29 protein-coding genes are annotated in these 25,973 nt (G+C 62.1%); 12 read left to right on the forward strand and 17 right to left on the reverse strand.

All coding sequences use genetic code 11. From position 1 onward, the window contains the following. The first annotated feature begins 21 nt into the window (after positions 1 to 21). From ACZ51H_RS03645 to ACZ51H_RS03660, 4 genes are read left to right on the forward strand one after another with little or no spacing between them, the layout of a single operon-like run. On the forward strand, positions 22 to 1,311 hold the full coding sequence (locus ACZ51H_RS03645; protein WP_464772586.1) for a hypothetical protein: 1,290 nt from the start codon (positions 22 to 24) through the stop codon (positions 1,309 to 1,311). Continuing rightward, entirely contained in the window at positions 1,308 to 2,453 is a 1,146-nt protein-coding gene (locus tag ACZ51H_RS03650; protein WP_464772213.1) for a glycosyltransferase family 4 protein, read from the forward strand. Before ACZ51H_RS03645 ends, ACZ51H_RS03650 begins: the two co-directional genes overlap by 4 nt. Then, entirely contained in the window at positions 2,450 to 3,202 is a 753-nt protein-coding gene (locus ACZ51H_RS03655; RefSeq protein ID WP_464772214.1) for an FkbM family methyltransferase, read from the forward strand. Before ACZ51H_RS03650 ends, ACZ51H_RS03655 begins: the two co-directional genes overlap by 4 nt. Next, positions 3,203 to 4,945, forward strand: coding sequence for an MFS transporter (locus ACZ51H_RS03660; RefSeq protein ID WP_464802470.1), 1,743 nt, complete (start codon positions 3,203 to 3,205; stop codon positions 4,943 to 4,945). It abuts the gene before it with no gap. 1 nt (position 4,946) lies between these two features. Here the strand turns inward: ACZ51H_RS03660 and ACZ51H_RS03665 are convergent, their stop codons facing one another. Beyond that, complete coding sequence (locus tag ACZ51H_RS03665) at positions 4,947 to 6,641, reverse strand: amidohydrolase (RefSeq protein ID WP_464802471.1); 1,695 nt, start codon at positions 6,639 to 6,641, stop codon at positions 4,947 to 4,949. Further along, positions 6,638 to 7,507, reverse strand: coding sequence for an NAD(P)-dependent oxidoreductase (locus tag ACZ51H_RS03670; RefSeq protein ID WP_196226316.1), 870 nt, complete (start codon positions 7,505 to 7,507; stop codon positions 6,638 to 6,640). The genes ACZ51H_RS03665 and ACZ51H_RS03670 overlap by 4 nt, the downstream gene beginning before the upstream one ends. Before the next feature lie 97 nt (positions 7,508 to 7,604). Between ACZ51H_RS03670 and ACZ51H_RS03675 the strand changes: the two genes are divergently transcribed. Then, entirely contained in the window at positions 7,605 to 8,852 is a 1,248-nt protein-coding gene (locus ACZ51H_RS03675) for a threonine ammonia-lyase (RefSeq protein ID WP_449472074.1), read from the forward strand. Between the two features lie 123 nt (positions 8,853 to 8,975). Beyond that, a complete protein-coding gene (locus ACZ51H_RS03680; protein ID WP_460987918.1) occupies positions 8,976 to 9,794 on the forward strand; it encodes an arginyltransferase in 819 nt (272 codons plus the stop codon). Between the two features lie 36 nt (positions 9,795 to 9,830). Here the strand turns inward: ACZ51H_RS03680 and ACZ51H_RS03685 are convergent, their stop codons facing one another. The 5 genes from ACZ51H_RS03685 to ACZ51H_RS03705 all read right to left on the reverse strand — a co-directional run bounded on the left by ACZ51H_RS03685 (position 9,831) and on the right by ACZ51H_RS03705 (position 12,805). After that, positions 9,831 to 10,208, reverse strand: a complete 378-nt coding sequence (locus ACZ51H_RS03685) for a VOC family protein (protein WP_464802472.1) — start codon at positions 10,206 to 10,208, stop codon at positions 9,831 to 9,833. 54 nt (positions 10,209 to 10,262) lie between these two features. Continuing rightward, positions 10,263 to 11,114 carry an RcnB family protein gene (locus tag ACZ51H_RS03690; RefSeq protein WP_449472078.1) on the reverse strand — a complete coding sequence of 284 codons (852 nt, stop codon included), beginning with the start codon at positions 11,112 to 11,114 and terminating at the stop codon, positions 10,263 to 10,265. A 124-nt stretch (positions 11,115 to 11,238) separates the two neighbouring features. Beyond that, positions 11,239 to 11,727 carry a GAF domain-containing protein gene (locus ACZ51H_RS03695; protein ID WP_464802473.1) on the reverse strand — a complete coding sequence of 163 codons (489 nt, stop codon included), beginning with the start codon at positions 11,725 to 11,727 and terminating at the stop codon, positions 11,239 to 11,241. A gap of 9 nt (positions 11,728 to 11,736) precedes the next feature. Then, on the reverse strand, positions 11,737 to 12,141 hold the full coding sequence (gene arfB / locus ACZ51H_RS03700) for an alternative ribosome rescue aminoacyl-tRNA hydrolase ArfB (RefSeq protein ID WP_464802842.1): 405 nt from the start codon (positions 12,139 to 12,141) through the stop codon (positions 11,737 to 11,739). After that, entirely contained in the window at positions 12,128 to 12,805 is a 678-nt protein-coding gene (locus tag ACZ51H_RS03705; RefSeq protein WP_464802474.1) for an RluA family pseudouridine synthase, read from the reverse strand. Before ACZ51H_RS03705 ends, arfB begins: the two co-directional genes overlap by 14 nt. A gap of 65 nt (positions 12,806 to 12,870) precedes the next feature. Between ACZ51H_RS03705 and ACZ51H_RS03710 the strand changes: the two genes are divergently transcribed. Continuing rightward, complete coding sequence (locus tag ACZ51H_RS03710; RefSeq protein ID WP_464802475.1) at positions 12,871 to 13,857, forward strand: acyltransferase family protein; 987 nt, start codon at positions 12,871 to 12,873, stop codon at positions 13,855 to 13,857. Between the two features lie 104 nt (positions 13,858 to 13,961). Here ACZ51H_RS03710 and wrbA read toward each other — a convergent pair whose 3' ends face one another. Both wrbA and ACZ51H_RS03720 read right to left on the reverse strand, forming a co-directional pair. Then, positions 13,962 to 14,561 (reverse strand): NAD(P)H:quinone oxidoreductase, encoded by a 600-nt coding sequence (gene wrbA, locus ACZ51H_RS03715; protein WP_460987924.1) that lies wholly within the window; start codon positions 14,559 to 14,561, stop codon positions 13,962 to 13,964. Between the two features lie 113 nt (positions 14,562 to 14,674). Then, on the reverse strand, positions 14,675 to 15,394 hold the full coding sequence (locus tag ACZ51H_RS03720; protein WP_460987925.1) for a pirin family protein: 720 nt from the start codon (positions 15,392 to 15,394) through the stop codon (positions 14,675 to 14,677). 108 nt (positions 15,395 to 15,502) lie between these two features. Between ACZ51H_RS03720 and ACZ51H_RS03725 the strand changes: the two genes are divergently transcribed. Further along, the gene (locus tag ACZ51H_RS03725; protein WP_460987926.1) at positions 15,503 to 16,396 is read left to right on the forward strand and encodes a LysR family transcriptional regulator; all 894 of its coding nucleotides are present in this window, start codon (positions 15,503 to 15,505) and stop codon (positions 16,394 to 16,396) included. A 209-nt stretch (positions 16,397 to 16,605) separates the two neighbouring features. Further along, complete coding sequence (ctrA, locus tag ACZ51H_RS03730) at positions 16,606 to 17,313, forward strand: response regulator transcription factor CtrA (protein WP_196226306.1); 708 nt, start codon at positions 16,606 to 16,608, stop codon at positions 17,311 to 17,313. 204 nt (positions 17,314 to 17,517) lie between these two features. Here ctrA and ACZ51H_RS03735 read toward each other — a convergent pair whose 3' ends face one another. Further along, positions 17,518 to 18,207 (reverse strand): hypothetical protein, encoded by a 690-nt coding sequence (locus ACZ51H_RS03735; protein WP_464802476.1) that lies wholly within the window; start codon positions 18,205 to 18,207, stop codon positions 17,518 to 17,520. A 100-nt stretch (positions 18,208 to 18,307) separates the two neighbouring features. Further along, positions 18,308 to 19,612 (reverse strand): S8 family serine peptidase, encoded by a 1,305-nt coding sequence (locus ACZ51H_RS03740; protein ID WP_464802477.1) that lies wholly within the window; start codon positions 19,610 to 19,612, stop codon positions 18,308 to 18,310. A gap of 88 nt (positions 19,613 to 19,700) precedes the next feature. On the opposite strand from ACZ51H_RS03740, the gene ACZ51H_RS03745 reads away from it, so the two are divergent. Together ACZ51H_RS03745 and ACZ51H_RS03750 are read left to right on the forward strand one after the other, a co-directional pair. Further along, positions 19,701 to 20,189 (forward strand): RNA polymerase sigma factor, encoded by a 489-nt coding sequence (locus ACZ51H_RS03745; protein ID WP_464802478.1) that lies wholly within the window; start codon positions 19,701 to 19,703, stop codon positions 20,187 to 20,189. Further along, positions 20,186 to 20,881, forward strand: coding sequence for an anti-sigma factor family protein (locus ACZ51H_RS03750; RefSeq protein WP_464802479.1), 696 nt, complete (start codon positions 20,186 to 20,188; stop codon positions 20,879 to 20,881). Before ACZ51H_RS03745 ends, ACZ51H_RS03750 begins: the two co-directional genes overlap by 4 nt. Positions 20,882 to 20,905: 24 nt before the next feature. Here ACZ51H_RS03750 and ACZ51H_RS03755 read toward each other — a convergent pair whose 3' ends face one another. The 5 genes from ACZ51H_RS03755 to ACZ51H_RS03775 form a co-directional block, all read right to left on the reverse strand. Next, on the reverse strand, positions 20,906 to 21,664 hold the full coding sequence (locus ACZ51H_RS03755) for a metallophosphoesterase family protein (RefSeq protein ID WP_464802480.1): 759 nt from the start codon (positions 21,662 to 21,664) through the stop codon (positions 20,906 to 20,908). A 45-nt stretch (positions 21,665 to 21,709) separates the two neighbouring features. Further along, complete coding sequence (dcd, locus tag ACZ51H_RS03760; RefSeq protein WP_449472091.1) at positions 21,710 to 22,264, reverse strand: dCTP deaminase; 555 nt, start codon at positions 22,262 to 22,264, stop codon at positions 21,710 to 21,712. Between the two features lie 8 nt (positions 22,265 to 22,272). Then, a complete protein-coding gene (locus tag ACZ51H_RS03765; protein WP_464802481.1) occupies positions 22,273 to 22,716 on the reverse strand; it encodes a cytidine deaminase in 444 nt (147 codons plus the stop codon). Further along, positions 22,713 to 23,339, reverse strand: coding sequence for a glycoside hydrolase family 25 protein (locus ACZ51H_RS03770; RefSeq protein WP_449472094.1), 627 nt, complete (start codon positions 23,337 to 23,339; stop codon positions 22,713 to 22,715). Before ACZ51H_RS03770 ends, ACZ51H_RS03765 begins: the two co-directional genes overlap by 4 nt. 72 nt (positions 23,340 to 23,411) lie before the next feature. Next, positions 23,412 to 23,894, reverse strand: coding sequence for a UPF0262 family protein (locus tag ACZ51H_RS03775; protein WP_196226297.1), 483 nt, complete (start codon positions 23,892 to 23,894; stop codon positions 23,412 to 23,414). Positions 23,895 to 24,013: 119 nt separating this feature from the next. On the opposite strand from ACZ51H_RS03775, the gene ACZ51H_RS03780 reads away from it, so the two are divergent. Continuing rightward, complete coding sequence (locus ACZ51H_RS03780) at positions 24,014 to 25,498, forward strand: replicative DNA helicase (RefSeq protein ID WP_196226296.1); 1,485 nt, start codon at positions 24,014 to 24,016, stop codon at positions 25,496 to 25,498. 42 nt (positions 25,499 to 25,540) lie between these two features. Here the strand turns inward: ACZ51H_RS03780 and ACZ51H_RS03785 are convergent, their stop codons facing one another. Continuing rightward, positions 25,541 to 25,936, reverse strand: a complete 396-nt coding sequence (locus ACZ51H_RS03785; RefSeq protein ID WP_464802482.1) for an MAPEG family protein — start codon at positions 25,934 to 25,936, stop codon at positions 25,541 to 25,543. Between the last annotated feature and the right edge of the window lie 37 nt (positions 25,937 to 25,973).

Raw genomic sequence — 25,973 nt, forward strand, 5'->3', positions numbered from 1 at the left:
GTCGGCAGGACCATCGCCAGGATGGAAGGGTCTGCCCGCTTCATCGCCCTCATCAAGCTCGCCAATGTCGGGCTGACGCTGATCTGGGGTTTTGCTGTAACTTATGTTTTCGTGCGCGTCCTGCCGCTGCGCGAGTTTCAGGCGTTCCTGCTGCTGGTCGCCTTCGGCAACTTCACCATTTCGGCCGAGTTCGGCCTGACCAGCATTATCTATGCCCGGCTGCGGCGTCATTGGCTTGGCCATGACGGAGACAGCGGGGACGGCTTCCGTCTGGAAGAAATGGGCGTCCTTTTCCTGTTTCTGGGCATGCTGATCCTTGGCGGGGTGGTGATCCTCCTCGTCGCGCTGGTGGCGGGCGGGATCGACACGACGATGCCGCTTCTCTTCATTCTTTTCTTCCTGTCCGCCTGCATCAACCTTCCGGCGTTGCTCGCGAAACGGGCGCTGGCGGCGGTCGATGGGAATTTCGTTTGGGAGATGCTGGATTGCGTGCGGCGGATGATGACCATCGCGCTGCTGCTGCTCATCCTCAAAGGATTGGACGCGCGTCTTTCGGTGGCGCTGCAACTGGTCATCAGCATGGCTGTGATCGGATATGCCATCAAGTTGGTGCATGGTCGGTTGGGGATGACGACGCGGCACTGGCTGGCCTTTCGCCGGGGCGGGGCATATGTGCGCACCCATTATTTGCGGGATATAAGTGCGTCGGCGCTGTTCACCGTGTCGGAGATCGTGGCCTATAATGCGCCCTATTTCACCATAGCGTTCGCCACGCAGGACGCGCGGCCGATGCTGCTTTTCGATTTCCTGTTTAAGATGTCGCGGGCGCTTTCCATGGCCATCCGCGCCATGGTGGAGGCCGCGCTTCCTCGCATCACCCTTGCTTTTCATGGGGGAGACCGGACCCGCCTGCGCCAGTTGCTGACACGCGCACTGGCGGCTGGGTTTATCTTCGCCTTTGCCGCGTCGGCTGCGTTGCTGATGCTTGGGCAGTGGGTCTTCGCAAAGCTGTTCGCTGGACGAGCCGCCATTGGTATGACCGATCTGCTGCTGATTGATGGCGCTTTGCTAGCGCTGACGCTGATCTGCGTGTCGGTCTATGTCCAGGCGGCGCTCGGGCGCTTTTCCCACCTGCTCAAGCGTTCTCTTCCCTTCCTCGCCGGATCGTTGCTGAGCGTGCCGCTGGCCATGATGCTGGGTGATTGGTTCGATCGAGGCTTCCTCGCGATTTATGCGCTGACGATGATCGTGGTTGCGGCGCTTCACGCCCTGTCGTTGCGACGTCTGCTGCAAGGTTCGGCCGCGCGATGAAGATTGCAATGGTCGATCCGTCGCTTTTCACCGGGCGATATGATGACAGCCTGTGCAGCGGTCTTGCTGGACTGGGCGCGGATGTCACTTTGTTCGGCCGCCCGATGCGATCCACTGACGCCATCGCGCCGGAATATTATCGATACGAACCGCGCTTCTTCCGCCGAAGTGAAGCGCTGCGAGCGCGATTGGGGGAGGGCAAGGCCTTTCGTCTGATCAAGGCTGCCGAATATGGTGCTGCCTGCGCGCTTGGCCGGGTCAGTGCGTTGACAGCAGCGGACGTTGCGCATTTCCAATGGCTGCCACTCGCGCCCGCCGACCGCCTGCTGTTGCGCCGATTGAAGGGGCGGGTTCCACTGGTCCATACGGTCCACAATGCGGATGCCTATCATGCCGATGCAGGCGTGCAGGGCAGGGGATATCGCGCTTTGCTCGACCTGTTCGATGCGCTGATCGTGCATGGCGATACGACGCGGCAGGCTTTGGATGCGCAGGGGATCGCACCTACCCGCGTTCATGTGAAGCCCCACCCCCCGATGCGTCTGGCACCGGCAACCTCGGCCGATCTGGCCGCTATTCCCGATCCCTCGGTTCCGCGCCTGCTCTTCTTCGGCACGATCAGGCCCTATAAGGGCGTCGATATATTGATCGAGGCTTGCATGTCGCTCTGGCGGGCGGGTCATGCTTTCGAACTGGTGGTGGCGGGTAAGCCCTTCATGGATGTAACGCCATTGCTGGAAAGAGTCCGGGCTGAGGGCTTTGCCGACCGGCTGATTGCCGACCTTGGCTTCCTCACCGAAGGGCGGCTCGACGCGCATATGGCAAAGGCCGACGCCATCATCTTCCCCTATCGGCACATCGATTCCAGCGGCGCATTCCTGTCTGCCCTGCACCATGGCAAGGCGATGGTAACATCGGATGTGGGTATGTTCGCCGCCTTGCCCGAGGGAGTGGCGATCCGCACAGCGGCCGGAAATCCGGACGATCTTGCTCAAGCCCTCTTGCGGCTAATCCAAAGCCCCGCCATCAGGCAGACGGCTGGCGCGGCGGCACGCGCCTATGGTGAGACTATGGGCAGTTGGAAGGACATGGCCTTGGCAACGATCGGCATCTACCGCTCCGTTATGGCCTCGCGCGCATGAGCCGATATGTCCGCGAACTGGCCGACCGCGCGCTGGCGATCCGCCTCGCCATCGCCGGGCGGGTGCATCAATATCCGGAGATCCAGGCGCTTCGTCGGTTTCTTTCAGCCTTTGCGGTCGATTGCGTGTTCGATGTCGGCGCCAACCGGGGGCAATATGCGGTGATGTTGCGCAAGGACGTCGGCTTTTCCGGCACGATTCTGTCCTTTGAACCCAATCCCGATATTTTTGCCGAGCTATCCCACCGGGCGGCCTCCGATCTCAAATGGCATGTGTTCAACCTCGCCTTGTCCGACTTTCAAGGAACCGCCAGTTTCAACATCATGGCGGCCGATCAATTCAGCTCGCTCAAGAAGCCGTCCGATCGGCAGGATGCTATCTTTGCCGAGCGCAACAAGGTCACCCGGACGGTCGAGATGCAATGCAGGCGGATCGACACGCTTCTGCCGGAATTGCGGGCGGAGCATGGATTCTCCCGTCCGTTCCTGAAGATGGACACGCAGGGTCATGACCTTTCCGTCTGCGAAGGCGCGGGGGCCGCGATCGCCGCCATGGCGGGCGTGCAGACCGAACTTGGCGTGCGGCCCATCTACGAAAACGGCACCAGCTATCAGGCGATGATCGATTGGCTGGAGCAGCGCGATTTTATCCCCTCGGCCTTTTTCGCCAACAACAAGGGACATTTTCCGCTGCTCGTCGAAATGGATGGCATTTTCGTCAACCGGACGCTGCTGCCGCAGGAAAGCTGAATGTACGTTCCGCCCGCCCGGCCTATCGATGCCCGCCGCCTTTTCCTGGCGGGTGCCATCGGCCTGACCCTTTGGCTGGGCGCCACTTTCCTGTGGCATGTGACGTACCGGCAAGGTGTCAGCCTGGCCGTCATCCTGTTTCTGGATCAGGATTTCCCCGCGCTGCTGGGCGGGCTGTTACTGCTGACGCTGGCGGCGCTTTTTGCCGAGGGGATGGGGTTCCGCCTGCCAAAGCCCCGCGGGCGGGTGATCGTGCCGCTGATCGTCGTCTTTGGCCTCGTCGCCTGGGCGGGCCATTACTGGCTGTTCCAGAACTATTCGATTTCGCGAGACGAGGAAGTCGCGCGCTTTGCCGCCGCTTATATGCGAGAAGGATTGTTCGCCCGGCCGATCCCCGCCGAATGGGAAGCCTATCGGCGCGCGATCATGCCGGAATTCTTCTCTCCCTTCGGCGCTGCCGACTATTGGACCGCTGCCTATCTGCCGGTGAACAGCGCGATCCAGGCTCTGTTCTGGCAATTGGGAGACCCGAACCTGGCGGGTCCCGCACTGTTGATCGCCGGGCTCTTTGCCCTGTGGCGCGTGGCGCTGCATCTGTTCCCGACGCGGGACGATGCCGTTTGGGTGACGATGCTGCTTGGGTTGTCGTCCACGCAGCTCTGGGTCACGGCGATGACCCCTTATGCGATGACGGGCCATTTCGCGCTCAACATGGTCTGGCTCGCGCTTGTCCTCCGGGGTGGGGTGATCGGTCATGTCAGCGCTGGCGCCGTCGCGCTGGTGGCGGCTGGCCTGCATCAGTGGCATTTCCCGCCGATCTTCATCGCGCCCTTCATATTGTGGATGCTGCTATCGCGCCGCTGGGCTGTGGCCGCATTTCACGTCCTGATCCTCATCGCCATCGTTGTCGTGTGGGCAAAGCTTTGGCCCGGATTTCTCGTCCAGTCGTTGGGGCCTGCCGCCGATGTCCGGCCTTCCGCAGGAGTGGCGGACAAGGTGGGGAGCCTGTTCGAACGCCTGGGGGACCGCTGGCAACCGCTGGTCAACCTCAGCCGCTTTGCTGCATGGAACAACATATTGATGGTGCCCCTAGCGGCGCTGGGCGTGATGGCGATGCAATGGCGCAAGGCATTGCGGGGGCAGGAAATCGCGTTGCCGCTGGCGTTCGGCTGCTTTGCCGGTTGCGCGCTGGCGCTGGCGCAGGGCTATGGCTGGGGCTTTCGCTATGCCCATGGCTTCATCGGGCCGTTCTGCCTGCTGGCGGGACTAGGCTGGGCGCGTTTCCGTCCAGCGGCGATGCGGCCCATTTACCTAGCCGTGGCGATAACGGTCGCGATGAGCGCCTTTCTGGTCTGGCGCACGCATGTGTTCGTCGCGCCCTATGCCGCCAGCCATCGTATGATCGATGCGTCGAAAGCCGATGTGGTGCTGGTCGATCCGCGCGGCGGATTATATGTGACCGATCTTGTGCGCGGCCGGGACGGTGTGCCGGGGCGGCCCATGGTGATGAACCTTGGCATGTTGACGCTGGGGCAGGTGGACGAGCTTTGCCAGCATTATGTCGTCGAACTGTTCGACCGCGCCGAGTTCCGCCCGTTGGGCATACCGCTCGCTCGCTGGAATCTCGGGCGCATGGACGCGCTCCGCGCACATATGAAGGCTGCTGGATGCGACAAGCCGGTGTTGCCGCCGCTGCCTGAAACCATCGATGATGCGATGAACGCGTCGGGCGACGTGCTATAATCTAGGGCTTGGCGCCCTTCATGAAGACCCGCTTGCCGCCGATCCATGTTTCCAGAACCTGCGTCGTCCGTATGTCGGTGGGCCGAGCGACGGAGATGTCCCGGTCGATGAGGATGAAATCCGCCCTCTGTCCGGGGATCAGGCTGCCAAAACGCTTATCCGCGAAACCCGCAAAGGCCGCCTGCCGCGTATAGCCGTCAAGCGCTGCCTCAAAGCTCACCCGCTGTTCCGGCATCCATCCGCCTGCCGGTTCGCCAGATGCATCCTCGCGGCTCATAGCGATGGCCATGCCGACAAAGGGGTTCGGACTAGTCACAGGTGCGCCGGAGCCGAACGCCAATGGCGCGTGATTGTCGAGCATCGCTTTCCATGCATAGCCGCCCTTCAACCGGTTCTCGCTCATGCGCGCGACCGCCATGCGCCAGTTTGCGGCCTGAAGCGCAGGCTGCATAGACGATATGACGCCATTTTGCCCGAAGCGGGGGAGGTCAGTTGGGTCGACAACCTCCGCCTTTTCAACCCGCCAGCGCCTGTCGCCCTTGTAGGTTTGGCCCAGTTCCGTGATCGCATCCAGCAGTTCGCTGTTAGCCGCGTCTCCCGATGCGTCCACCGCGATCTGGAAATTGTCCATCGCCGCGCGGCTCATCATGTTGCGCAGCTGCGTGGATGGGATGATCGAATATCCACGCTGCCCCGGTGCGTCGGCATAATCGGCCTTGAGCCATGCTCCGCGCGACGAGAGCGATCCGTCCAACGCCAGTTTCAGCCCGCCCATGCGCAGTCGGTCATCATAGAGCCACGGCGTCGGCTCAGGTCCTGCAATCAGCACCATATTGTTGAGGCCCTGCGCATAGGAGATGATCCGCAGGCGCAGCGCGCCGCGATCGGCCGAGCGGCGAAATGCCTGCCAATCCTCGATCGTGGTGCCCATGTCGGCAATGCCGGTGACGCCGTTCGCCAGCAACAATTGCTGTGCCTTTTCCAGCGCGATGTCGCGGTCCTTGGGGGCGGGAGGGGGGGCGACCCGCTGGATAAGGTCCATCGCCTTGCCGACGAACACACCGGACGGCTTGCCCCCGGTCATTTCGATCCGGCCACCGGCAGGCGCCTTGCTTGTGGTGCTGATGTTAGCGGCTTTCATCGCCGCTGAATTGGCCCAGCCCGCCTGACCATCCGCGCTTTCCAGCCATATTGGGACATCGGCGGAGGCGGCGTCGAGATCGGCAGCGGTGGGCGCCCGATTAAGGCCCCAAAGCTCGGCATTCCATCCCCGGCCGATGATCCATTTCCGTCCGGGATTGGCGGCGACATATTCCCGTATCTTGCCCTGCGCGTCAGCCAGTGAGCGCGTGCCGGACAGGTCGAGCGTGATCTGCGTCAGGCCCAACGCCATGACATGGCCATGCGCGTCGATCAGGCCGGGGATCAATGTCTTGCCACCGCCGTCCAGTTGGAAGTCCAGACCCTTCGGCCAGCTCTCACCCTTCTTCAGCTTTTTCTGGCGGGGCGGCGCTTCATAGCGTCCGGGCAGCAGCTTATCGACCTTGCCCTCATCGTCGATCAGCAGAGCGCGAAAGCGCACTGTGCGTCCATTGGCGTCGACCGCGATGCCATTCACATTGTCGATGACCCCCGACGCCAAAGCGGGAAAGGGCAGGGCGAGCGCGGTGATAGCCGCCAAAAGGGCGCGCTTCATGCCTTGGTGATCCGCCTCACCAGCGCGCTTGTATCCTGTCGGCTTCCGCCCATCGCCTGCACATCGGCGTAGAATTGATCGACCAATGCGGTCACCGGAAGGGTCGCGCCATTGGCACGCGCCTCTTCGAGGGCAAGGCCAAGATCCTTGCGCATCCAATCGATGGCGAAGCCGAAATCGAAACTGTCCTGTGCCATAGTCTTCCAGCGGTTATCCATCTGCCAGCTTTGCGCGGCGCCGCCGGACACGGCTTCGAACACCTTGTCCAGATCCAGTTCGGCGGCTTGCGCAAAGCGTAGCGCTTCGGAGAGCCCTTGCAGAACGCCCGCGATGCAAATCTGGTTCACCATCTTGGTCGTTTGCCCGGCTCCCGCGCCGCCGACATGCACGATACGGGCGGCATAGCTTTGCATGACGATCCTCGCGGCCTCGACCGCCGGTCCCGTGCCGCCGCACATGATCGACAGGCGCCCGTTTTCCGCGCCTGCCTGACCGCCCGATACGGGGGCATCGACGCAATGAAGTCCGCGGCTTTCCCCTTCGACGAACAGTTGCCGCGCGATCCGCGCCGATACCGTCGTATGGTCGATGAACAGGCTGCCCGGCTTCATCGTCCGGAACGCGCCTTCCTTGCCGACGGTGACCTGCGAAAGGTCATCGTCGGTGCCAACGCAGCTGATGACGATTTCGGCATCTTCCGCCGCCTTGGCCGGGGTGACCGCTACGGCGCCGCCATAAGCCTCGGCCCACTTCTTCGCCTTTCCGATGGAACGGTTGTAGACGGTCAATTCGTGTCCGGCCTTCGCCAGATGCCCGGCGATCGGGCCGCCCATGACGCCCAGACCGATAAACGCGATATTAGCCATATGCCTCGTACAGTTAGCCGCGTGGCCTTTTGCCATAGGACGAGATTTCGCCAAGGGCCAGTTCCTTCCGAGGTAAATTTCCGCTAGGGGCGAGCGCATGAACACGTTGAGCAAGATCGAAAGCGCGATGCCGCTGCCCGTTACCGTCGATGACATATTGGCGGCGCGCGTGCGGATTTCGGGCGCGGTCGTGCATACGCCAACGCTGATCAGCCAGACTTTGTCGGAAATGCTCGGCTGTAAGGTCTACCTGAAGTTCGAAAATCTCCAGTTTACCGCTGCCTACAAGGAGCGCGGTGCGCTCAATCGCCTGCTTCAGCTGGACGCGGCGTCAAAGGAAAAGGGCGTGATCGCCGCTTCCGCTGGCAATCACGCGCAGGGGCTTGCCTATCACGGCCGCCGTTTGGGCGTGCCCGTGACCATCGTCATGCCCGTGACCACGCCGACGGTTAAGGTGACGCAGACGCAAGGGCATGGCGCGACGGTCGTGCTGCATGGCGAGAAGTTCGACGACGCCAGCACCTATGCACGCCAACTGGCCAAGGAAAATGGCCTGACCTTCGTCCACCCGTTCGACGAACCCGACATCATGGCCGGGCAGGGCACTGTCGCGCTGGAAATGCTGGAGGACGCGCCCGAGATCGACACGCTGGTCATCCCGATCGGCGGTGGCGGCTTGTTTTCCGGCATGGCCACTGCGGCCAAGGCGATGAAGCCCGACATCCGCATCTATGGCGTGCAGGCGGAACTTTATCCGTCGATGTACAGCCATATCAAGCAGGCGAACCTGGCCTGCGATGGCGATACGCTGGCCGAAGGCATCGCGGTGAAGGAGCCGGGTGAGCTGACGCGCCGCTTTGTCGAGCGCCTGGCCGACGACGTCCTGCTGGTCGATGAACGGCATCTGGAGGAGGCGTTGAGCCTGCTGCTCCAGATCGAAAAGACGGTGGTCGAGGGCGCGGGCGCGGCTGGGCTTGCCGCGCTGTTGATGCACAAGGACATGTTTGCGGGCCGCAATGTTGGGCTCGTCCTGACGGGGGGCAATATCGACACGCGCCTGCTGGCGAACGTGCTGCTGCGCGATCTTGCGCGGTCGGGTCGTCTGGCGCGCCTGCGCATCATCTTGCAGGATCGCCCCGGCGCGCTGTTCCATGTCGCCCGCATCTTCGATCAGGAAGCGGTCAACATTCTGGAGTTGTCGCATCAGCGCATCTTCACCAATCTTCCCGCCAAGGGCCTTAGCCTCGACGTCGAATGCGAAACCCGCGACGGGGAGCATCTTGATCGCTTGATCACAGCCCTGCGCGCCGCCGGATATGAGGTAGCGCCGATCGAGGTTGCCTGATCGGCCTCCCGGCGTAGGGAGTACGTTTTTTTTCGTGGTAAATGACCTTTTCACGGAAGGCTGCGGGCGTCATAGTCTGTCCATGACTCAAGTTTCGCGCAGCGTTTTGACGGAGACCGTGGGGTGAGCGCACCATTTCGTTTTCCGCGCTTCTTTGTGACGAACCCCAGCCCGTGCCCTTATATCCCGGGCCGGAGCGAGCGGAAGGTCTTTACCGAACTTAACGGCGACAATGCGGCGGAACTTAACGATGCGCTCGGCCGCATCGGCTTTCGCCGCAGCCAGAATGTCGCCTACCGGCCAAGTTGCGCCGACTGCTCCGCCTGCGTGTCGGTTCGCGTGGTGGCAGGAGAGTTCACGGCCAACGCCACGCAACGCAAGCTCATTCGCCGCAACAGCGATTTGATCGTCACGGCATGCAAGCCATGGTCCACCGAGGAGCAATTCGAACTGCTCCAGCGCTATCTCAAGGCGCGTCATCCGGGCGGCGGCATGACCGAGATGGACGAGATGGATTTCGCCGACATGGTCGAGCAGACCCCGGTCGAAAGCCATGTCGTCGAATATCGCGAGCCCGGCAAGAATGGCCGCCCCGGCAAGTTGATCGGTGCATGCCTGACCGACCGGCAGGGCGATGGCCTGTCGATGATCTACAGCTTCTTCGACACGGAGTTGGAGCACCGCAAGGGCCTGGGCAATTTCATCATCATGGATCACATCCTGCGCGCCGCGAAGGCGGGCCTGCCCTATGTCTATCTGGGCTATTGGGTCGAAGGGTCGCAGCGGATGCAGTATAAGGTCCGCTACCGCCCGTTGGAAAAGCTGAGCCGCAGCGGTTGGGTTCGTTTCGACCCGCAGGAGCAGGCGCAGGCCATCCGGGGCGTAGTTCCTCGCGACGAACCGCCGTTGCCGATCGAACTGGCGGGCATCTTCCGGAAATAGCCTCCTCGGCCTCGACCGCCACAAGGCTGCATGCGTCTATCTCGCGGCAAAGGTCACAGCCTCGATCTTGTTTCCATCCGGATCGCGCACGAACGCCCCGTAATAATGGGCGTCGTAATTGGGGCGAACGCCCGTCGTGCCCTCGTCCGTTCCGCCAAGTTCCAGCGCCAGTCGATAGAACTCGCGGACGGCTTCGCGATCGGCCGCTTCGAAACAGATATGAATGCCGTTGCCGGGCGCCGCTCGATCCCCATTCACGGGCGTTTCGACGCTGAACGCCACGTCCGTCACGCCATAATCCAGTGAATGCGGATAATCGCGTATGTTGCGATAGCCGAGCAGCGTCATCAGCGGGTTGTAAAACGCCCGCGCGCGTTCGACGTCATTTGTCCCAACCGACACATGATGGATCATGCCGTCTCTCCTGTCCTTGCCCACTGGGTCTTCAGACAGGCTAAACCCCTGATCCTATTTGCAGTTGCACCTGCGTTTGACGCCATGGCGACGCGTCGTCGTTTCGGTCACATAGCTGGTGGTAGTGACCGTCGGCGTGATGACCACTGTCGTTGTCGTGGCACCCGGATAATAATAGCCGCCCGCGATGTAGCCGGGGGCCTGCGTCGTCGTCACGACCGGGGCGCCGGGGCCATCATGCCGAACGATCGGCGGTGGTGCGCCATAGGGCGGAGCGTCATAATCCACTCCATAGTTACTGCGCGCCTCGCCTTCGAAACGGCCTTCATATTCGCCGCTCACCGTGCGGCCGTTTTCGTCACGCCAGGTGCCGGTCCAGCGCCCTTCATATTCATGGGGTGGGGGCGGAGGCCCGTCATGCGCGGTCACATCATCATCATAGGGGACGCCGGGCCGATCCGGTTCATGATCGCGCGCATCCCAATCGACATCGCTGCGATGATCCCGGACGCGGCCGTGACGATCGACCATCACGGCGTCGTCATAATAGCGGGACCAACCATAGCCATCGGCGGGCGCAGGCAGGCCATAGCTTCCATAATTGCCGATCCGGTAGGTGGGGCTCACCCAATAGGATGGCAGGACATAGCCCATGACCGGCCGCCGGTAAGCGCCCCAACCGCCCGGCGCATACCAGCCCGCGAACCAGCGACCCTGAACGCGCGGACCCCAGCGGTGGACCATCGTTCCGCGGTGCATTCCGGCATGAACCGGCCGCATGCCGGAAAAACTCTTGCCCAGGACAGGGAGCGTTGCGCCAGTCCCGGCGGCATCACCTGCTAAAGCCGGTGTAGCGAGGCCGAGGGCAAGGCCCGTGCCCGCCAGCATGATGCTCCAGATCCGCATGCAAAACTCCCCGTTGTTCATGGCTGCCTTGAGCATGGCCGTGACGTTAACGTCTGGTTTAGCATGATGATCCGCCTCGATCCACGCGGGGGGAACGCCCCGCCTGTCCCGAAACGGAGCAGGGTTATGTGGCGAGGCGAGCGGCGATCCGTTCGATCAGCATCTCAAGCCCATTCTGGTCGGCGATATCGAAACGCGCCGGGGCAGGGCTATCGAGGTCAAGCACAGCAACGACGCGGCCATCGACCGTCACGGGCACGACGATCTCCGACGCGCTGGCCGCATCACAGGCGATGTGGCCGGGGAAAGTGTGGACATCCTCGACCAGTTGCGTCTCTCCCGTTGCCGCCGCCGTGCCGCAGACGCCCCGGCCCAAGGGAATGCGGATGCAGGCTGGCTTCCCCTGAAACGGGCCAAGCACCAGTTGACCTTCCACCATGCGATAGAAGCCTGCCCAGTTAAGGTCCGGAAGAAATTGCCAAATTAGCGCCGCGACATTGGCCATGTTGGCGACAGCATCGGGCTCGCCGTCCGTCACTGCCTCTACTGCCGACAGGAGGTCCGCATAGAGCGTTGACTTGTCGCCATCGGCTGGCGCCTTGAAATCAAACATTGGCAGTCCTCAATCCATCCGCACCTTGCCACGCCCCTGCTTCACTGAACTGCGCGCCTTCTTGGCGTCCACGCGGCGTGCCTTTGCCGCCTTGCCCGGCTTCGTGGCGATGCGCCGGGGATCGCGCTTGTAGGCCTCGGCTATCATCTCGGCCAGCCGGTCGCGGGCATCCTGGCGATTGGCCTCCTGCGTGCGGAAGCGGGACGCCTGAATTACGATCTCCCCGCCAGAGGTCAGGCGTGATCCCGCCAGTTCCTTTATTTTTCGGAAGGCATGAACTGGCAATCCCAAGCGATAGAGGGCCACCCTTAGCTGAACGGCAGTGGCGACCTTGTTGACATTTTGCCCGCCGGGGCCACCGGCGGTTATGAAGCGCTCCTCCAGCGCATCTTCCGGAATGTCAAAGTCCGGCATCATCCAGATACTCCGGCCCGAAACCAGCCGCCGCAAAGGTGGCGGGCAGGGGAGCTGTCGCCTCTGCTGGAGCCTTGCTCCCGCGCGGGACGCTGAGGAAACGGCTGTGTAGCAGCATTGGTCCCTCGCCGGTGCCATATATCGGGTCGCCAGCGATGGCGAAGCCCAAGCCATATAATGTATGAGCGCGAATCTGATGGGTTCGTCCGGTGCGTGGTGTGAAGACCATCAGCGAGCGGCCGTCCTTCACCGCCAGCTTTCGCCATTCGGTCACGGCGGACTTTCCTTCCTTCGCCGCGATAATGCGCCAGCCCTTGGCCGCGCTGCTGACTTTCTTCAGCGACAGTTCGATGACGCCGCTTTCCGCGTCCGGCACGCCCTCCACGACCGCGACATAGCGCTTGCTGACCGTTCCTGCCTCAAACTCGGCGGCATAGCGCTTGTGCGCCTTGGGATTGCGCGCCAGCAGCAGGCAGCCGCTGGTGTCCCGGTCCAGCCGGTGCACCGGCAGAGGCCAGCGCTGAAAGCCGAAGGTCAGTGACGAAAGGTGGTTCTCCAGGCTCAGCGAACCGTCGCGCGGCGCATCGACCGGCAAGCCGGCGGGCTTGTCGAGAATGATGGCTTCACCATCGATGAAGAGGACTCGGTCATGCAGTAGGGTCAAGGAGTGGTTCCGGGAGCAGTTGGAAAGATTGACGGGCGCGCGCTGTCCTATAGGGCGTGGAAGCCATGGAGAACAGGGGGAACGAGGTTCAGCACAAGTCGGCGCCATCGGAACGGGTGCAGGGTGGCGGGCGACTGGAATGGATCGATGTGGCGCGCGGCATTGGTATCATCGCCGTGGTGGCCGGACATGTGTGGAGGAGTGGCCCCCTGCGCGACGCGCTCTACAGCTTCCACATGCCGCTATTCTTCCTGCTGTCGGGCCTGCTTTCCCGCCCGCAGCCGCCCAAGGGGTTCGCCCTGCGGCAATTGGCGTCGCAGATGCGCCCCTATGCAGCCTTCCTGGCATTACTGATCATTGCGGATCAGATCATCGAGCCGATGAAGGGGCAGCGGCCTATCTTCAACCAATGGCCGGACGACATATTGCCGATCCTTCTTGGCGGATCATGGCTGCGCGGTCCCTACACGATATTCTGGTTCGTACCCTGCCTGATGGCCGCGCGGATGCTGTTCAATGCGTTGCTGTCCCGTTGGCCCGATCCGCTCGACCGCCGCTGGTGTATCGCGATCCTACCTGTCCTAGTTGTAGCGTATGTAGCAGGGGAGGTTACGCAAACGTCCGTGCTGGGGTTGCTGACGGTGCCCATGGCCCTTGTACTGCTCTGGATCGGAGCCTTATGGCAGCAGGTGCCGTGGAGGCATTGGATGTGGCTCCCCTTGGGCGCGCTGGCGCTGGCGGGGCTATCCGGTCTGCTTCCCACGCTTAACATGAAGGCCGCCGATTACGGGTGGCCGATCCTGTCGCTTGCTTCGGCTGTGGCGACGTCTCTGCTGATCTTCCGCATTTCGGTCCATGTCGCGCCTTTTGGCGGATGGTTCGCGGCGGTGGGCAGGGCCTCACTTGTCATCATGTATTTGCACGTCGCGGTCATCCACTACCTTTCGCCCTATTTGGACAAGCCCTGGTTGCTGCTCCATGCGCTGCTGTTGCCCATCGCCGTCTATTATCTTTTGCGCGCCAGCCCGGTCGGCGGTCGCCTGTTCCTCTGAAAAAAGAGGCCGGTGCATCCATCCTATGCACCGGCCCCTATCGTTGTGCCTTGCGACCCAAGGCTCAACCGCTGCACCGAGAGGGGAAGAGTGCAGCCAAATTTCTACCCGTGCAGCTTGATTGCCGTCTCCGCGATCCGCCGTCCCTGATACCGGGCGCCTTCCAGTTCATCCTCGTCAGGCTGACGGCTGCCGTCGCTATGCGCGATAGTCGTGGCGCCATAGGGTGCGCCGCCACGCACCTTGTCGACGCCCATCTGCCCGGCGTGGCCATAGTCCAGCCCCACGATCACCATGCCGAAATGCAGCAGATTGGTGATGATCGAGAATAAAGTCGTTTCCTGCCCGCCATGCTGGCTAGCAGTAGATGTGAAGGCGCCGCCCACTTTTCCGTTAAGCGCGCCGCGCGCCCAAAGGCCGCCTGCCTGATCAAGGAAAGCCGCCATCTGGCTCGACATGCGGCCGAAGCGGGTGCCGGTGCCGATGATGATTGCATCATAGTCGGCGAGTTCCGCCACCGACGCAATCGGAGCATCCTGCTCCAGCTTGAAGCCCGCATTTCGGGCGACCTCCAAGGGCGCGGTTTCGGGCACTCGCCTGATGTCAACCTGAGCGCCAGCGGCGGCCGCGCCTTCCGCAACAGCCTTCGCCATCGTTTCGATGTGGCCGTAGGACGAATAATAGAGAACCAGCACCTTAGCCATGAAGTGTCTCCAGTCTTGGTAATGCATTGATCGGAAAAAGGTTTCTTGAATAATGCGACCGCTCGCCCCCTCAGGGGGGCAAGGTGAGCGAGCGGCCGATAGGCCTTCCGGGCCTATTCGCTATCGACGAGGACGATTTCGCTATCCTCGATCGCGGTGATCGTGATGGGCTGGCCGCCCAGGATCGCAGCGCCGTCGCGCGCTTCAAAGGTCTGGCCGTTGATCTCGACCCGCCCAGTCGCGGGCACGAGATACAGGTGCCGTCCCTCCGCGCTTTCATAGGTCACGCTGGTGCCAGCCTTTATGGTGCCGCCCAGCAACCGCGCGTCGGCGCGGATGCGCAGCGCGTCCTGATCTTCCGCATAGCCGCTGGCCAGCACCACCAGACGTCCGGCACGATCGCCTTTCGGAAAAGGCTTGGCGCCCCAGCTTGGCGCGCCGCCCTGCGCCTTGGGAATGATCCAGATCTGGAACAGCGTGCTTGTCTCATCCTCCAGATTATATTCGGAGTGACGGATGCCGGTGCCTGCGCTCATCACCTGTACGTCGCCAGCCTCGGTGCGGCCCTTGTTGCCCAGGCTGTCCTGATGCGTGATCGCGCCCTTGCGAACATAAGTGACGATTTCCATGTCGCGGTGGGGATGTGGAGGAAATCCGGTGTTCGCCGCGATTTCATCGTCATTCCACACGCGGATCGCGCCCCAGCCCATGCGGTCAGGGTCATGATAGTCGGCGAAGGAGAAATGATGGCGGGCGTTGAGCCAGCCATGGTCGGCATGACCCAGCGTCTCGAAGGGGCGACGCTCGATGCGGTTTCCTGCGGCGGTGATCATATTTGTGCCTTTCGTTGCTGCGGGAAAAGCGTTCCCGCTTGCTTCCAACTGATTTAGCGATCAGGATCGTTTCTTAAACCGGCAGCATTGAAACGGATTGTTTCCTTTATGCGTCTTCCTGACCTTGAAGCCTGGGCGATGTTCGCCGCCGTCGTGGAGCATCGCAGCTTCACCGATGCCGCTAAGGCGCTCAGTGTGTCGAAAGCGACGGTTTCAAAGGCCGTCACACGCCTTGAGCAGCATCTTGAGACCAGCCTGTTTAATCGCACCAGTCGCCGCCTTGCCCTGACCGAAAGCGGCAAGCGTCTCGCCAGTCACGCCGCCCGGATTTTCGAGGAAGGGCAGGCGGCGGAGGAAGCTGCTCGCCAGGATACCGACGAACTGTCCGGAACCATTCGGCTAGGCGCGCCGATGACGTTCGGATTACTCCGCATCGCGCCGCTGGTCGCGCAGTTCGCCAAGCTTCATCCCGCCGTCGACATCAATCTTCATCTCTCTGACGCGCGGATAGACATGATCGAGATGGGGCTCGACGCCACCCTCCGCATTGCCGACATGCCCGATAGCTCGCTCCGCGCGAGGCGGTTGGGTGACGTCAAGATGCATGTCATCGCTTCTCCCGCCTATTTGGAGGAGCGGGGCAGGCCCAAGCATCCGTCCGACCTCGGTGCCCACGACTGTCTTTGCTATGCCAATGCGCCGACGCCTGACGTATGGCGCTTCTCGGGGCCGGGGCAGCAGAATGTCGTGATACAGGTAAGGGCGCGCCTAACCGTCAACAGTGGTGAAGCGATGCTGCCGGCGCTCCGGGCAGGCATAGGCGTTGCTCGGCTGCCCGATTTCATAGTGGGCGAAGCGCTCGCTTCAGGTAAACTGGAGGAGGTCCTGATCGACTGGAGGCCGCCGCCACTTGGCTTGCATCTGGTCACGCCGCCCTCGCGATTGCGGCCTGCGCGGGTCGAGGCGCTGCTCGACTTCATCGCTCGCAACCACGGTTGCTGAAGCTTCGTTGCGCAGGTGAATCTATCTTGACTCAAAATGAATCACTTCGACAATAAATCTTTTCAAACAGATTCAAATTCCCGCGACTCGCGCATTTCTGCGGGTTAGCGAAAAATTAACCTTTGTCCTTCAGAAGTTTTTTGGTTAATGAATTGGAGCAGACGCCGTTCTTAGGGGTTGACGGGATCTGCAAGGACAGGGGCTTCAATATGCGCGTTCTGCTAATAGAAGATGAACCGACAACGGCCAAGGCGATCGAGCTTATGCTCACGACCGAAGGCTTCAACGTCTACACTACGGACCTTGGCGAGGAAGGGCTCGACCTGGGTAAGTTGTATGACTACGACATCATCTGTCTGGATTTGAACCTGCCGGACATGCACGGCTATGACGTGCTGAAGAAGCTCCGCGCCGCCAAGGTGCAGACGCCGGTGCTTATCCTTTCCGGCATTGCGGAGATGGACAGCAAGGTTCGTTCCTTCGGCTTTGGCGCCGACGATTATGTGACCAAGCCGTTCCATCGCGAAGAACTGATCGCGCGCATTCACGCCGTGGTTCGCCGCTCAAAGGGCCATTCGCAGTCCGTCATCCGCACGGGTAAGCTGGCCGTCAATCTGGACGCCAAGACCGTGGAAGTGGACGGCAACCGCGTCCACCTGACCGGCAAGGAATATGCAATGCTGGAGCTGCTCTCGCTCCGCAAGGGCACGACCCTGACCAAGGAGATGTTCCTTAACCATCTCTATGGCGGCATGGACGAGCCCGAATTGAAGATCATCGACGTCTTCATCTGCAAGCTGCGCAAGAAACTCGCTTTGGCCTGCAGTGGTGATAATTATATCGAAACCGTGTGGGGCCGTGGCTATGTGCTGCGGGATCCCGATGAAGCGGAAGAGGTCGCGACCAAGGTCGCCTGACCCTGCAACCTTGCGCGGGTGCCAAAAGGCCGGTGATCCTATGGGATCATCGGCCTTTGTCGTTGATGCGACCGTGCTCGATCAATCTCTCCTGATATGGAAAAGGGCCGGTGACCTCTTGGATCACCGGCCCTGTCTTGTCAGGCGGAGGGGCGGAAAGGGGGCGGGCTTAAAGCCCGAAGTGGGGAATCCGCCCGAGTGGGGTCAATTGTCCGCCTGACTGGACGACGTGCTGTCGCTGGAGCCTGATGCGTGGCCGCTTCCCGATAGCGTGCCGGTGGCATTAAGCGCCGCGCCTCCATTGAGAGCGTTGCTGGCGCTACCGGCTGAGTTTGCCGCGCCGGACTGAGCCGCGCCAGACGCGTTACCGGCCGCCGATCCAGCACCGCTCAGTGCGCCACCGGCCCGGTTGCGTGCCGCTTGTGCGGTAGCGCTGGCTTGCCCTTGCGCCGCTGCACCTGCCGTGACCGCGCGATCTCGCGCTGCGCCCGCCGTCTGGCTGGCCTGATCCCGAACGCCGCCTACTGCATTGGCGACATCATTGGTGCCCAGCGTGTCGGCGGTCAGGCCACCGCTGGCGGATCCACTGGCTGAACCCGCCGCGTTTGCGCCGTGGCTCTTTCCCTTGTGGGTTACAGAGCCAGTCGCCGCACCGTCAGCCCGGCCAGAACCAGAACCCTTCGCCGCAACCCGCCCATTGTCCAGATCGATGCTGCGGTCGAGGCCGATGCCGCCCGAGCCGCTCAATGCGCCGCCGAGCGATCCACCAGCGCCGCCCAGAGCGCCGCCAAGGCCACCGCCCAGGCCGCCACCACCACCCAGCAGCTGGGCAGACGCAGGAACCGCAGTCAGGGCGGCAAGGCAGGCAGTGGCAAGAATGATTGTCTTCTTCATCGATCGTCTCCTTGTTCGTTGTCGATCCGATGCAAGGACAACGGGATGGCGATGCGATTTAATTCCTGGCGCCGAAATATTTTTGACAAGATGCTGATATTCAATCAATATTTCTGCAATTGCCGCAGATAATACCATGCCCGAATGCCTTGCTGCTTTCCGGCTTGGCCTCCTCGATCAGCCCGCTCAGGCTACCGTTCACAAACAGCCGCCCTGCGACAAGCGGCGCGGCGAAAGAGGTGCCTCGCACGCGGCCCTTGCCGCCATCGGTGCGCGCGGCATTCATGTCCGCGCCGGGCGCCGCGAAATCCACATGCCGGGCGCGCCCCGCTTCGGGAAGCAAGCGCCCGCGGCCATCTACGCCCGTCACCGCCACGACATCAGGATAGGATGCGGGATAGGCGGGTGGCGCAGCCGGACCGTCATTGCCGACCGCCGCTACCACCGTAACGCCCTTTTCACGCGCCAGCCGGATGGCTCCTGCCAGCAGAGGATTATCGGGTCCGACCAGGCTTAAGGTGACTACGTTGACCCCGCGCGCCGCCATCCATCCCAGCGCTCGCACGATCGCGAAGGCACTGCCGCCCGCTGGATCATCACCATAAACATCTGCGACCAGCAGCGGCGTACCCGGCGCCGCGCCCCGAATGGACCCGGTTCCACTGATCAAGGACGCCACCGCCGTGCCGTGCGAACTGGCACGAGGCGCGCCGCGAACGAAGCCGCGCTGCTCGACCGCGCCAGTGAGTGACGCGTGACGGGCGACGCCACCATCGATCATTCCCGCCGCTCGAGATCGGACAGGCCCTGTCCCCGCCAAGGCTGCACTCCCCGACTTGGGCGCCGCACCGCCGGGGAAATAGAGATTATCCGCGCTCACCTCCGCCTCTGGTGCGATCGAGCGCACCTGCTTCAACGCGCGGGAGAGGCTCCGGCCGGGCGGCACCGTGAGGCGCGTTAGGAGCAGGTCGATCCCCTCGATGGGCTCGCTTGCCACCGCATAGCCCGCGCGATGCAACGCTTCGATGCTGGTCTGCTTGGCACCCGTCAGCAGGATGACGCCACGCCGCGCGGCCTCTTTCCGATCGTCCAGTTCCACGCTGTCGCCATGCCGTCGTAGCAGATCACCAATCCGTGCCGCTCTCGCCGCCACGAGGCGTTCTGCCAAGCGGGTGGGAGGAACCCGATTCAGCGCGCCTTCCGCGTCGTTGAGCAAGTCCGGAACCATCCCTCCTACCTGCCCCAAGGCCCCATTGGGGGACGGCAACAATTGTGCTTGTGCCGCCGGACCTGTCAGCAGCAGTCCCGCAACGATCCAGGAACGTAGGGCCTTCATCTCTGTCTCTTCATCCTCGACTGGCGCGGAGGCGAATTTTCCGCTCCTTTCGCATCCATAATGAGTCATCGCGAATTTATTTCCGGTAGATATACCTCTTCGGGGATGAAACGAACGGGCACAGCCGTTTCATCCTTGAACACGTGATGGAGACCGGATGTCGTTCGAAAACGATCTGTTGGCGATCCTCCCCCGGCTGCGCCGCTTCGCCGTCAGCTTGTCGAGGGATCGGGCCGATGCGGACGACCTTTGCCAAGCAGCGCTGGAGCGAGGGCTGCAGGCGCGCGAGCAATGGCAGCCGGGGACTAGGTTGGACAGCTGGATGTATCGTATCATGCGCAATCTCTGGATCGATGAAGGCCGTTCGCGGCAGCGCGCCGTGCGGACTTTCGCACCCGAAGAGGCAGGCGAGCATGTCGGCTATGCTGGCGACCAGCATGTAGAGGCGCACGTCATGCTTTCCGACGTCGATCGCGCGATGCAGGCTTTGCCCGACGAGCAGCGCGAAGCCATCGCGCTCGTTCTCGTGGAGGGGCTATCCTACAAGGAAGCAGCCGAAATTCTGGGCGTGCCCACGGGTACGTTGACCTCGCGCTTGGTTCGTGGACGCGGCGCCCTTATCGAATTGCTGGGAGAAGCAGCATGACCGACATTGATGAAGCCATGCTGATCGCCTGGGTCGATGGCGAGCTGGACGAAATCACTCGCCGCCGCGTCGATCGCGCCGTTGCGGACGATCCTGCTTTGGCCCAGCGCCTGGAAATGCACCGGCATTTGCGGCAGCGTCTTTCCGGTCACTATGCGCCGGTTGAAGCTGAGCCGGTGCCACCGGCCATGCGCGCGCTGTTGGAGGAACGGGCGAAGGTCACGCCCATCACCCGTGCTGCGGCGCCCAAATGGCGCAGCTGGGGCATCGGCGGCGCGATCGCCGCCAGCCTTGTCCTGGGTCTCGGCGTCGGCCGTTTGTCGAGCGGCCCCGCTGGACCAATTGCGGTCAAGGATGGCGTCATGACGGCGAGGGGCGCACTCGCCTCTGCTCTGGAGACGCAACTTGCTTCGGCTCAACAGGACAAATCGATCCGCATCGGCCTGAGTTTTCAGCGCAAGGGCGGAGGCTGGTGCCGCAGCTTCGAAGGCAGCGCCCTGTCGGGAGTGGCCTGCCGGGAAGGGGAAGGCTGGCAGGTTCAGCAACTGATTCCCGGCACCCCCCAATCGACGGATTACCGTCAGGCATCCTCCACCGACGCCCGCATCATGGCGACGGTAAGCACCCTGATCGAAGGCTCCCCCGCCGACGCGACCCAGGAGGCTGCCGCGAAGGAGAAGGGCTGGCGCTGAACTTCGGACGTCTTTCCGTTCTGGCTAAGTCTGCAAATACCAGCGCTCTGTGCCCTCAAGGCCGATCGCCGTCAGTTTACCGCTGTTCCAGGCGCCCGTGTCTATCCCGATCCGGTTGGCCTGCTCATCGACTTTGCTGGTGATGCTGTGCCCATGGACCACCATATAGGGATGGGCTTGCCGGTCATGCAGGAACTCCCCCCTGATCCAGCGTAGGTCCGCTGCGTCCTGCTCCTCCAGCGGCAGACCGGGCCTGATCCCGGCATGAACGAACAGATAGTCGCCCATCACCAGACTATCCGCAAAACCGTTCAGGAACTCGATATGCTCCCGGGGTACATGTTCCAGCATCCATGACGCGATGTCCTTGTCCGTCATCGCTGTGCTGACGCCGGATTCCAGCCCATAGCTTTCAAGCGCGGCCAGGCCCCCAATGCGGCGGCAATAGCCCGCATATTGCGCATCGCCCTTCGCGGCGCCGACAAAGACTTCCTCATGATTGCCTTTGATCAGGTGCACATTCGGGGATGCCCGCCACAAGGATATTGCATGCTCAATGACGGCGGCCGATTGCGGCCCGCGATCCATCAGGTCGCCCAACAGGATGAGATGGCAGGGTAGGGTCGTGCGGGCCGAGTCATCCTGATCGATCAGCCGCAGCAGCTGTTCGAACAGGTCGAGCCGCCCGTGAATGTCCCCGATGGCATAAACGCGCCGACCCTCGCCTATGTCGGGCACGAACGAGGGCGTTGGCGATGCACCGCGGCGGAAAAACTTCAGCATGACTGGCGCCGATCGATATTCATCCTCGCCCTTGTCGCACGTCCCCTAGAGTCGAGGCAATGTGACGCCTTGCTGCCCCATATATTTCCCCGCCCGGTCGGCGTAGCTGACCTCGCACGGCTCATTACCCTTGAGGAAAAGGAACTGGCAGGCCCCCTCATTGGCGTAGATCTTGGCGGGGAGGGGCGTGGTGTTGGAAAACTCCAGCGTCACATGGCCTTCCCAGCCCGGCTCCAGCGGCGTCACATTCACGATGATGCCGCACCGCGCATAGGTGGATTTGCCAAGGCAGATCACCAGCACATCGCGCGGCACCCGGAAATATTCGACCGTCCGGGCCAGCGCAAAGCTGTTGGGCGGAATGATGCAACAGTCGGTCTTGCGATCGACAAAGCTGTTCGCCGCGAAATCCTTCGGGTCCACCACCGCGCTGTCGACATTGGTGAAGATCTTGAACTCGTCTGCCACGCGCGCGTCATAGCCATAGGAGGACAGGCCATAACTGATGCAGCCGTCCCGCCGCTGATTTTCCACGAATGGCTCGATCATCCCTTGGGAAATGGCCTGCTCGCGAATCCACTTATCCGACAAAATCGACATGATTGTTCTTAACTCTTCCTGGAAGGGTCATGACCCAAATCATTGGGTCCAAAAGAGAAAGGCAAAAGCTCGGCGACGCTATGCTGGACCACGGAGTCGCCATCGCCCGCCGCACAATAAATGGCGATGGGCCGCCCCGCCACCTGCTCTGCTTCGTTCAGGATCTGACGGCATCTTCCGCAGGGCGTGACCGGGTCAGCACCACCCCCGACGACCGCGATTGCCTCGACGTCGCCAAGCCTCCCCTGCGCATTGGCGGCTGCCAAAGCCACCGTTTCAGCGCAGAGCGACAGGCCAAAGCTCGCATTTTCGAAGTTCGCGCCGACGACCACCTCGCCATCGGACAACCGCACGGCGGCCCCGACAGGAAAGCGGCTGTACGGAGCATAGGCATTTGCCCTCGCCGCGCGCGCTGCCTCGATCAGGCTTTGGACATCCGTATCAATAGTCATGGCGCGACCACGCCCCATCTAACCGGGCCATCGATGCCATCGATATGACGCATGTCATTCGCCGTCCACATGACCCATCGGCGGGTAGCATAATCAGGCGGGAAGAAGTTTCCATCCAGCCAGAGCGTCCGGTTTATGCCCGACGCGATGTCATATTCTTCCTCGAAAGCCTTAGAGATGTTGAGGAGCACCGGCTTGCCTGCATTGCTCTCAACCAGGTTCACCAGCGTATTGAGTTCAGACAGCACCGCGTCTCGCCCCGGCCGCGCAGTGCAGCCAGGATCAAAGTCGAGCCGGATCACCGGGGGCAGGGCGGCATTGTCCCGTGGCACTGTCGTGACGAAGCGTGTCGCCTGACCAGCGGCGCGGCCGCACAGGCTGAAATCCAGCACAGCGCCGTAACGCAGTCCCGATGAACGCGCCGCAGACCAGTTCCGCGCAAAGGCGGGGTCGCGGCCCTCTGTGCCCTTGGCCGCTCTTATATAGGCGAAATCGACGCCATTGGCCGCCAGCGTGCCCCAATCGATGGCGCCTCCGTCAGCGGAAACAGCCACCCCCTGAACCGGATAGACGTCGCGCCCCGGCGCCCAGCGGCAGGCATAGCTCCACGCACCCAATGCCAACAGGCCAATGACCAGCGCGCCCGCAAGGATGCGGACCAGAAACCGGCCGGAAGAATGCTGGCGAATGTCCCCTTACCCCTTGATATGCAGCACGCAGATCAGCGTGAACAGGCGTCGTGCCGTGTCGAAATCGACCTTGATCTTGCCATCCAGCCGCTCGATCAGCATTTCCGCCGCGTCATTGTGGATGGCCCTGCGCGCCATGTCCACCGTTTCAATCTGTTGCGGGGAGGCATTGCTGATCGCCTGATAATAGCTGTCGCAGATCGCGAAATATTCCCGGATCGGACGCCGGAACCGGCCCAGGCCGAGGATGATCGCCTCCAGCGGCTCGCCATCCTCCCGCTTGATCTCGATCACCAGCCGCCCATCCTCGACGCGCAGCAGCACGCGGTACGGACCTGCATAATCATCGGCATGGGTACGCTGGGGCGCGAAATAATTATCTTCCAGCAGGTCGAATATGGCGATCCGCCGCTCCTGCTCGACATCCGCGTTGCGCCAAAGGATCGTCCGCTCGTCAAGCGTGATGTCGATGATGCGCGGGTCGGTCATGGGTCCATAGTCCCTGCTTCTGCCGACGATGAAAAGCAAGGGGGAGTTCTCCACAGCTTTGCCTGTCGGGACATAGCTTGCCCCTTGCGCAGAACCCCGACGAGCGCGATGAGAGGCGCATGGTCGAACTGGTGCAGATTAATCCCGCCGCAGAAGCAGGCATCCCCGAACTCCCGCGCAACGTGGAGGCGGAAGCCGCGCTGCTGGGCGCGCTGATGATCGACAATCGCATTGCCGAGGATGTTCAGCTCAAGCTCAAGGCGGAGCATTTCTTCGAACCTCTGCATGGCCGCATCTATGAAGCCGTGATGAAGCTGGTTGAGCGCGACATGGTAGCCAATCCGGTCACGCTCAAGCCGATGCTGGAGCAGGACCCGGCGCTCAAGGAATTGGGCGGTGTCGGCTACCTCGCGCAGCTCACGGGGAACGGTGCCGCCCTGCTCGGCGCGCGCGATTTCGCCAGCCAGATTTATGACCTCGCGCTCCTGCGTCAACTTGTGAATGTAGGGCGAGAACTGGTTGAAAATGCTCTCGATACCAGTGAGGATGTCAACCCGCGCGAACAGATAGAGATGGCCGAAGTCGCGCTCTATAAAGTATCGGAGGGCGAGGGTGAAACCGGCTCCGTCAAAAGCTTCGCCACCGCCACCACCATGGCCGTGCAGGTGGCCGAACGGGCGCTCAACAGTGGCGGTCACGTTTCGGGCATCACCACTGGCCTCAACAGCCTGAATGAAAAGATCGGTGGCCTCCACAATTCGGATCTCATGATCCTTGCGGGCCGTCCGGGCATGGGCAAGACCTCGCTCGCGACCAACATCGCCTATAACGCCGCGTCCCGCTGGATGCGCGACCATGTCGATGGCATTCCGCCTGAAAAGAATATGGGCGCCAAGACGGCCTTCTTCTCCCTCGAAATGTCCGCCGATCAGCTAGCTACCCGCGTGCTCGCCGAACAATCGGGCATCAGCGGGGAGGCGCTCCGCATGGGTAAGATCAGCCGCGCCGATTTCCAGAACCTGTCCCGCGCCGCGCGTGATCTTCAGGAGCTGCCGCTGTTCATTGACGACACGCCAGGTCTGACCATAGCCGCCTTGCGTACCCGCGCGCGCCGACTGAAGCGGCGTCATGACATTGGCCTCGTCATCGTCGACTATCTCCAACTGCTACAGGGCAGCGGCAGGGGCAGCGATAATCGCGTGCAGGAAATTTCAGAAATTTCTCGTGGTCTCAAGACCTTGGCGAAGGAACTTAACGTCCCGGTTCTGGCGCTTTCACAGCTGAGCCGTGCGGTCGAGCAGCGGGAGGACAAGCGACCGCAGCTGTCCGACCTTCGCGAATCCGGCTCGATCGAGCAGGACGCCGACATGGTCTGGTTCGTCTTTCGCGAGGATTATTATGTCGCCGCGAAGGAGCCGGGTAACAAGGAGAGTAGCGAGCATCTTGAATGGGCGCAGGAAATGGAGCGGATCTACGGCCTTGCCGAACTGATCGTCGCCAAGCAGCGTCACGGTTCGACCGGCCGTATCCGTATGAAGTTCGACGCGAAGATCACCCGCTTCTCCGACCTCGCGGACGGCGGTTATATGGGCGATTATGAGTGATCTACTGAGTTCGGCTCTACTCGAACTAAGGGGCGAGGGCGCTCAACCCGTAATGAGCGCCTGCAACACCAATATCAGACCAATCACCCCAACCATATAAACCAGCGTCCGCACCACCGGCACGCCCATCGCGTAAAGCGGAAGATAGACGATCCGCGCGCCCAGCCACAGCCATGCGCCGATCGCCGTCAGGTCACTCGTCCGTCCCGCGACCACCACGCCGAGCAGCGCGACGATCGCGATGGGGTAGGTCTCAAGGAAATTCGCCTGCGCGCGTACCAGCCGTCCGGCGATCGGCTCCAGCGGTGGCAAGCTCTCGTCCCGCGCGCCCATATTCCACTTCGGCCCATATTGCTTCGTCTTAAAATGCGCCGCCGCAAAAATATGCACCAACAGGAGCGCGCAGCTCCACGCCAATATCTTGAGCTCGATCGCCATGCGGTGTCCCCTTTCCACAGGTAAGAGGGCTACGTTA

Source organism: Sphingobium sp. TomMM15 (genome assembly GCF_055397045.1).

What these genes read in the sequence shown, in the direction of transcription:
- ACZ51H_RS03660 (WP_464802470.1), top strand. Translation starts at nt 3,203, where the DNA reads ATGTACGTTCCGCCCGCCCGGCCTATCGATGCCCGCCGCCTTTTCCTG.
- ACZ51H_RS03675 (WP_449472074.1), top strand. Translation starts at nt 7,605, where the DNA reads ATGAACACGTTGAGCAAGATCGAAAGCGCGATGCCGCTGCCCGTTACC.
- ACZ51H_RS03735 (WP_464802476.1), bottom strand. Translation starts at nt 18,207, where the DNA reads ATGAAGAAGACAATCATTCTTGCCACTGCCTGCCTTGCCGCCCTGACT.
- arfB (WP_464802842.1), bottom strand. Translation starts at nt 12,141, where the DNA reads ATGCCGGACTTTGACATTCCGGAAGATGCGCTGGAGGAGCGCTTCATA.
- ACZ51H_RS03745 (WP_464802478.1), top strand. Translation starts at nt 19,701, where the DNA reads ATGTCGTTCGAAAACGATCTGTTGGCGATCCTCCCCCGGCTGCGCCGC.
- ACZ51H_RS03750 (WP_464802479.1), top strand. Translation starts at nt 20,186, where the DNA reads ATGACCGACATTGATGAAGCCATGCTGATCGCCTGGGTCGATGGCGAG.
- ACZ51H_RS03655 (WP_464772214.1), top strand. Translation starts at nt 2,450, where the DNA reads ATGAGCCGATATGTCCGCGAACTGGCCGACCGCGCGCTGGCGATCCGC.
- ACZ51H_RS03670 (WP_196226316.1), bottom strand. Translation starts at nt 7,507, where the DNA reads ATGGCTAATATCGCGTTTATCGGTCTGGGCGTCATGGGCGGCCCGATC.
- ACZ51H_RS03785 (WP_464802482.1), bottom strand. Translation starts at nt 25,936, where the DNA reads ATGGCGATCGAGCTCAAGATATTGGCGTGGAGCTGCGCGCTCCTGTTG.
- ACZ51H_RS03710 (WP_464802475.1), top strand. Translation starts at nt 12,871, where the DNA reads ATGGAGAACAGGGGGAACGAGGTTCAGCACAAGTCGGCGCCATCGGAA.
- ACZ51H_RS03755 (WP_464802480.1), bottom strand. Translation starts at nt 21,664, where the DNA reads ATGCTGAAGTTTTTCCGCCGCGGTGCATCGCCAACGCCCTCGTTCGTG.
- ACZ51H_RS03665 (WP_464802471.1), bottom strand. Translation starts at nt 6,641, where the DNA reads ATGAAGCGCGCCCTTTTGGCGGCTATCACCGCGCTCGCCCTGCCCTTT.
- ACZ51H_RS03725 (WP_460987926.1), top strand. Translation starts at nt 15,503, where the DNA reads ATGCGTCTTCCTGACCTTGAAGCCTGGGCGATGTTCGCCGCCGTCGTG.
- ACZ51H_RS03780 (WP_196226296.1), top strand. Translation starts at nt 24,014, where the DNA reads ATGGTCGAACTGGTGCAGATTAATCCCGCCGCAGAAGCAGGCATCCCC.
- ACZ51H_RS03720 (WP_460987925.1), bottom strand. Translation starts at nt 15,394, where the DNA reads ATGATCACCGCCGCAGGAAACCGCATCGAGCGTCGCCCCTTCGAGACG.
- ACZ51H_RS03685 (WP_464802472.1), bottom strand. Translation starts at nt 10,208, where the DNA reads ATGATCCATCATGTGTCGGTTGGGACAAATGACGTCGAACGCGCGCGG.
- ACZ51H_RS03645 (WP_464772586.1), top strand. Translation starts at nt 22, where the DNA reads ATGGAAGGGTCTGCCCGCTTCATCGCCCTCATCAAGCTCGCCAATGTC.
- ctrA (WP_196226306.1), top strand. Translation starts at nt 16,606, where the DNA reads ATGCGCGTTCTGCTAATAGAAGATGAACCGACAACGGCCAAGGCGATC.
- ACZ51H_RS03650 (WP_464772213.1), top strand. Translation starts at nt 1,308, where the DNA reads ATGAAGATTGCAATGGTCGATCCGTCGCTTTTCACCGGGCGATATGAT.
- ACZ51H_RS03740 (WP_464802477.1), bottom strand. Translation starts at nt 19,612, where the DNA reads ATGACTCATTATGGATGCGAAAGGAGCGGAAAATTCGCCTCCGCGCCA.
- wrbA (WP_460987924.1), bottom strand. Translation starts at nt 14,561, where the DNA reads ATGGCTAAGGTGCTGGTTCTCTATTATTCGTCCTACGGCCACATCGAA.
- ACZ51H_RS03775 (WP_196226297.1), bottom strand. Translation starts at nt 23,894, where the DNA reads ATGACCGACCCGCGCATCATCGACATCACGCTTGACGAGCGGACGATC.
- ACZ51H_RS03765 (WP_464802481.1), bottom strand. Translation starts at nt 22,716, where the DNA reads ATGACTATTGATACGGATGTCCAAAGCCTGATCGAGGCAGCGCGCGCG.
- ACZ51H_RS03690 (WP_449472078.1), bottom strand. Translation starts at nt 11,114, where the DNA reads ATGCGGATCTGGAGCATCATGCTGGCGGGCACGGGCCTTGCCCTCGGC.
- dcd (WP_449472091.1), bottom strand. Translation starts at nt 22,264, where the DNA reads ATGTCGATTTTGTCGGATAAGTGGATTCGCGAGCAGGCCATTTCCCAA.
- ACZ51H_RS03695 (WP_464802473.1), bottom strand. Translation starts at nt 11,727, where the DNA reads ATGTTTGATTTCAAGGCGCCAGCCGATGGCGACAAGTCAACGCTCTAT.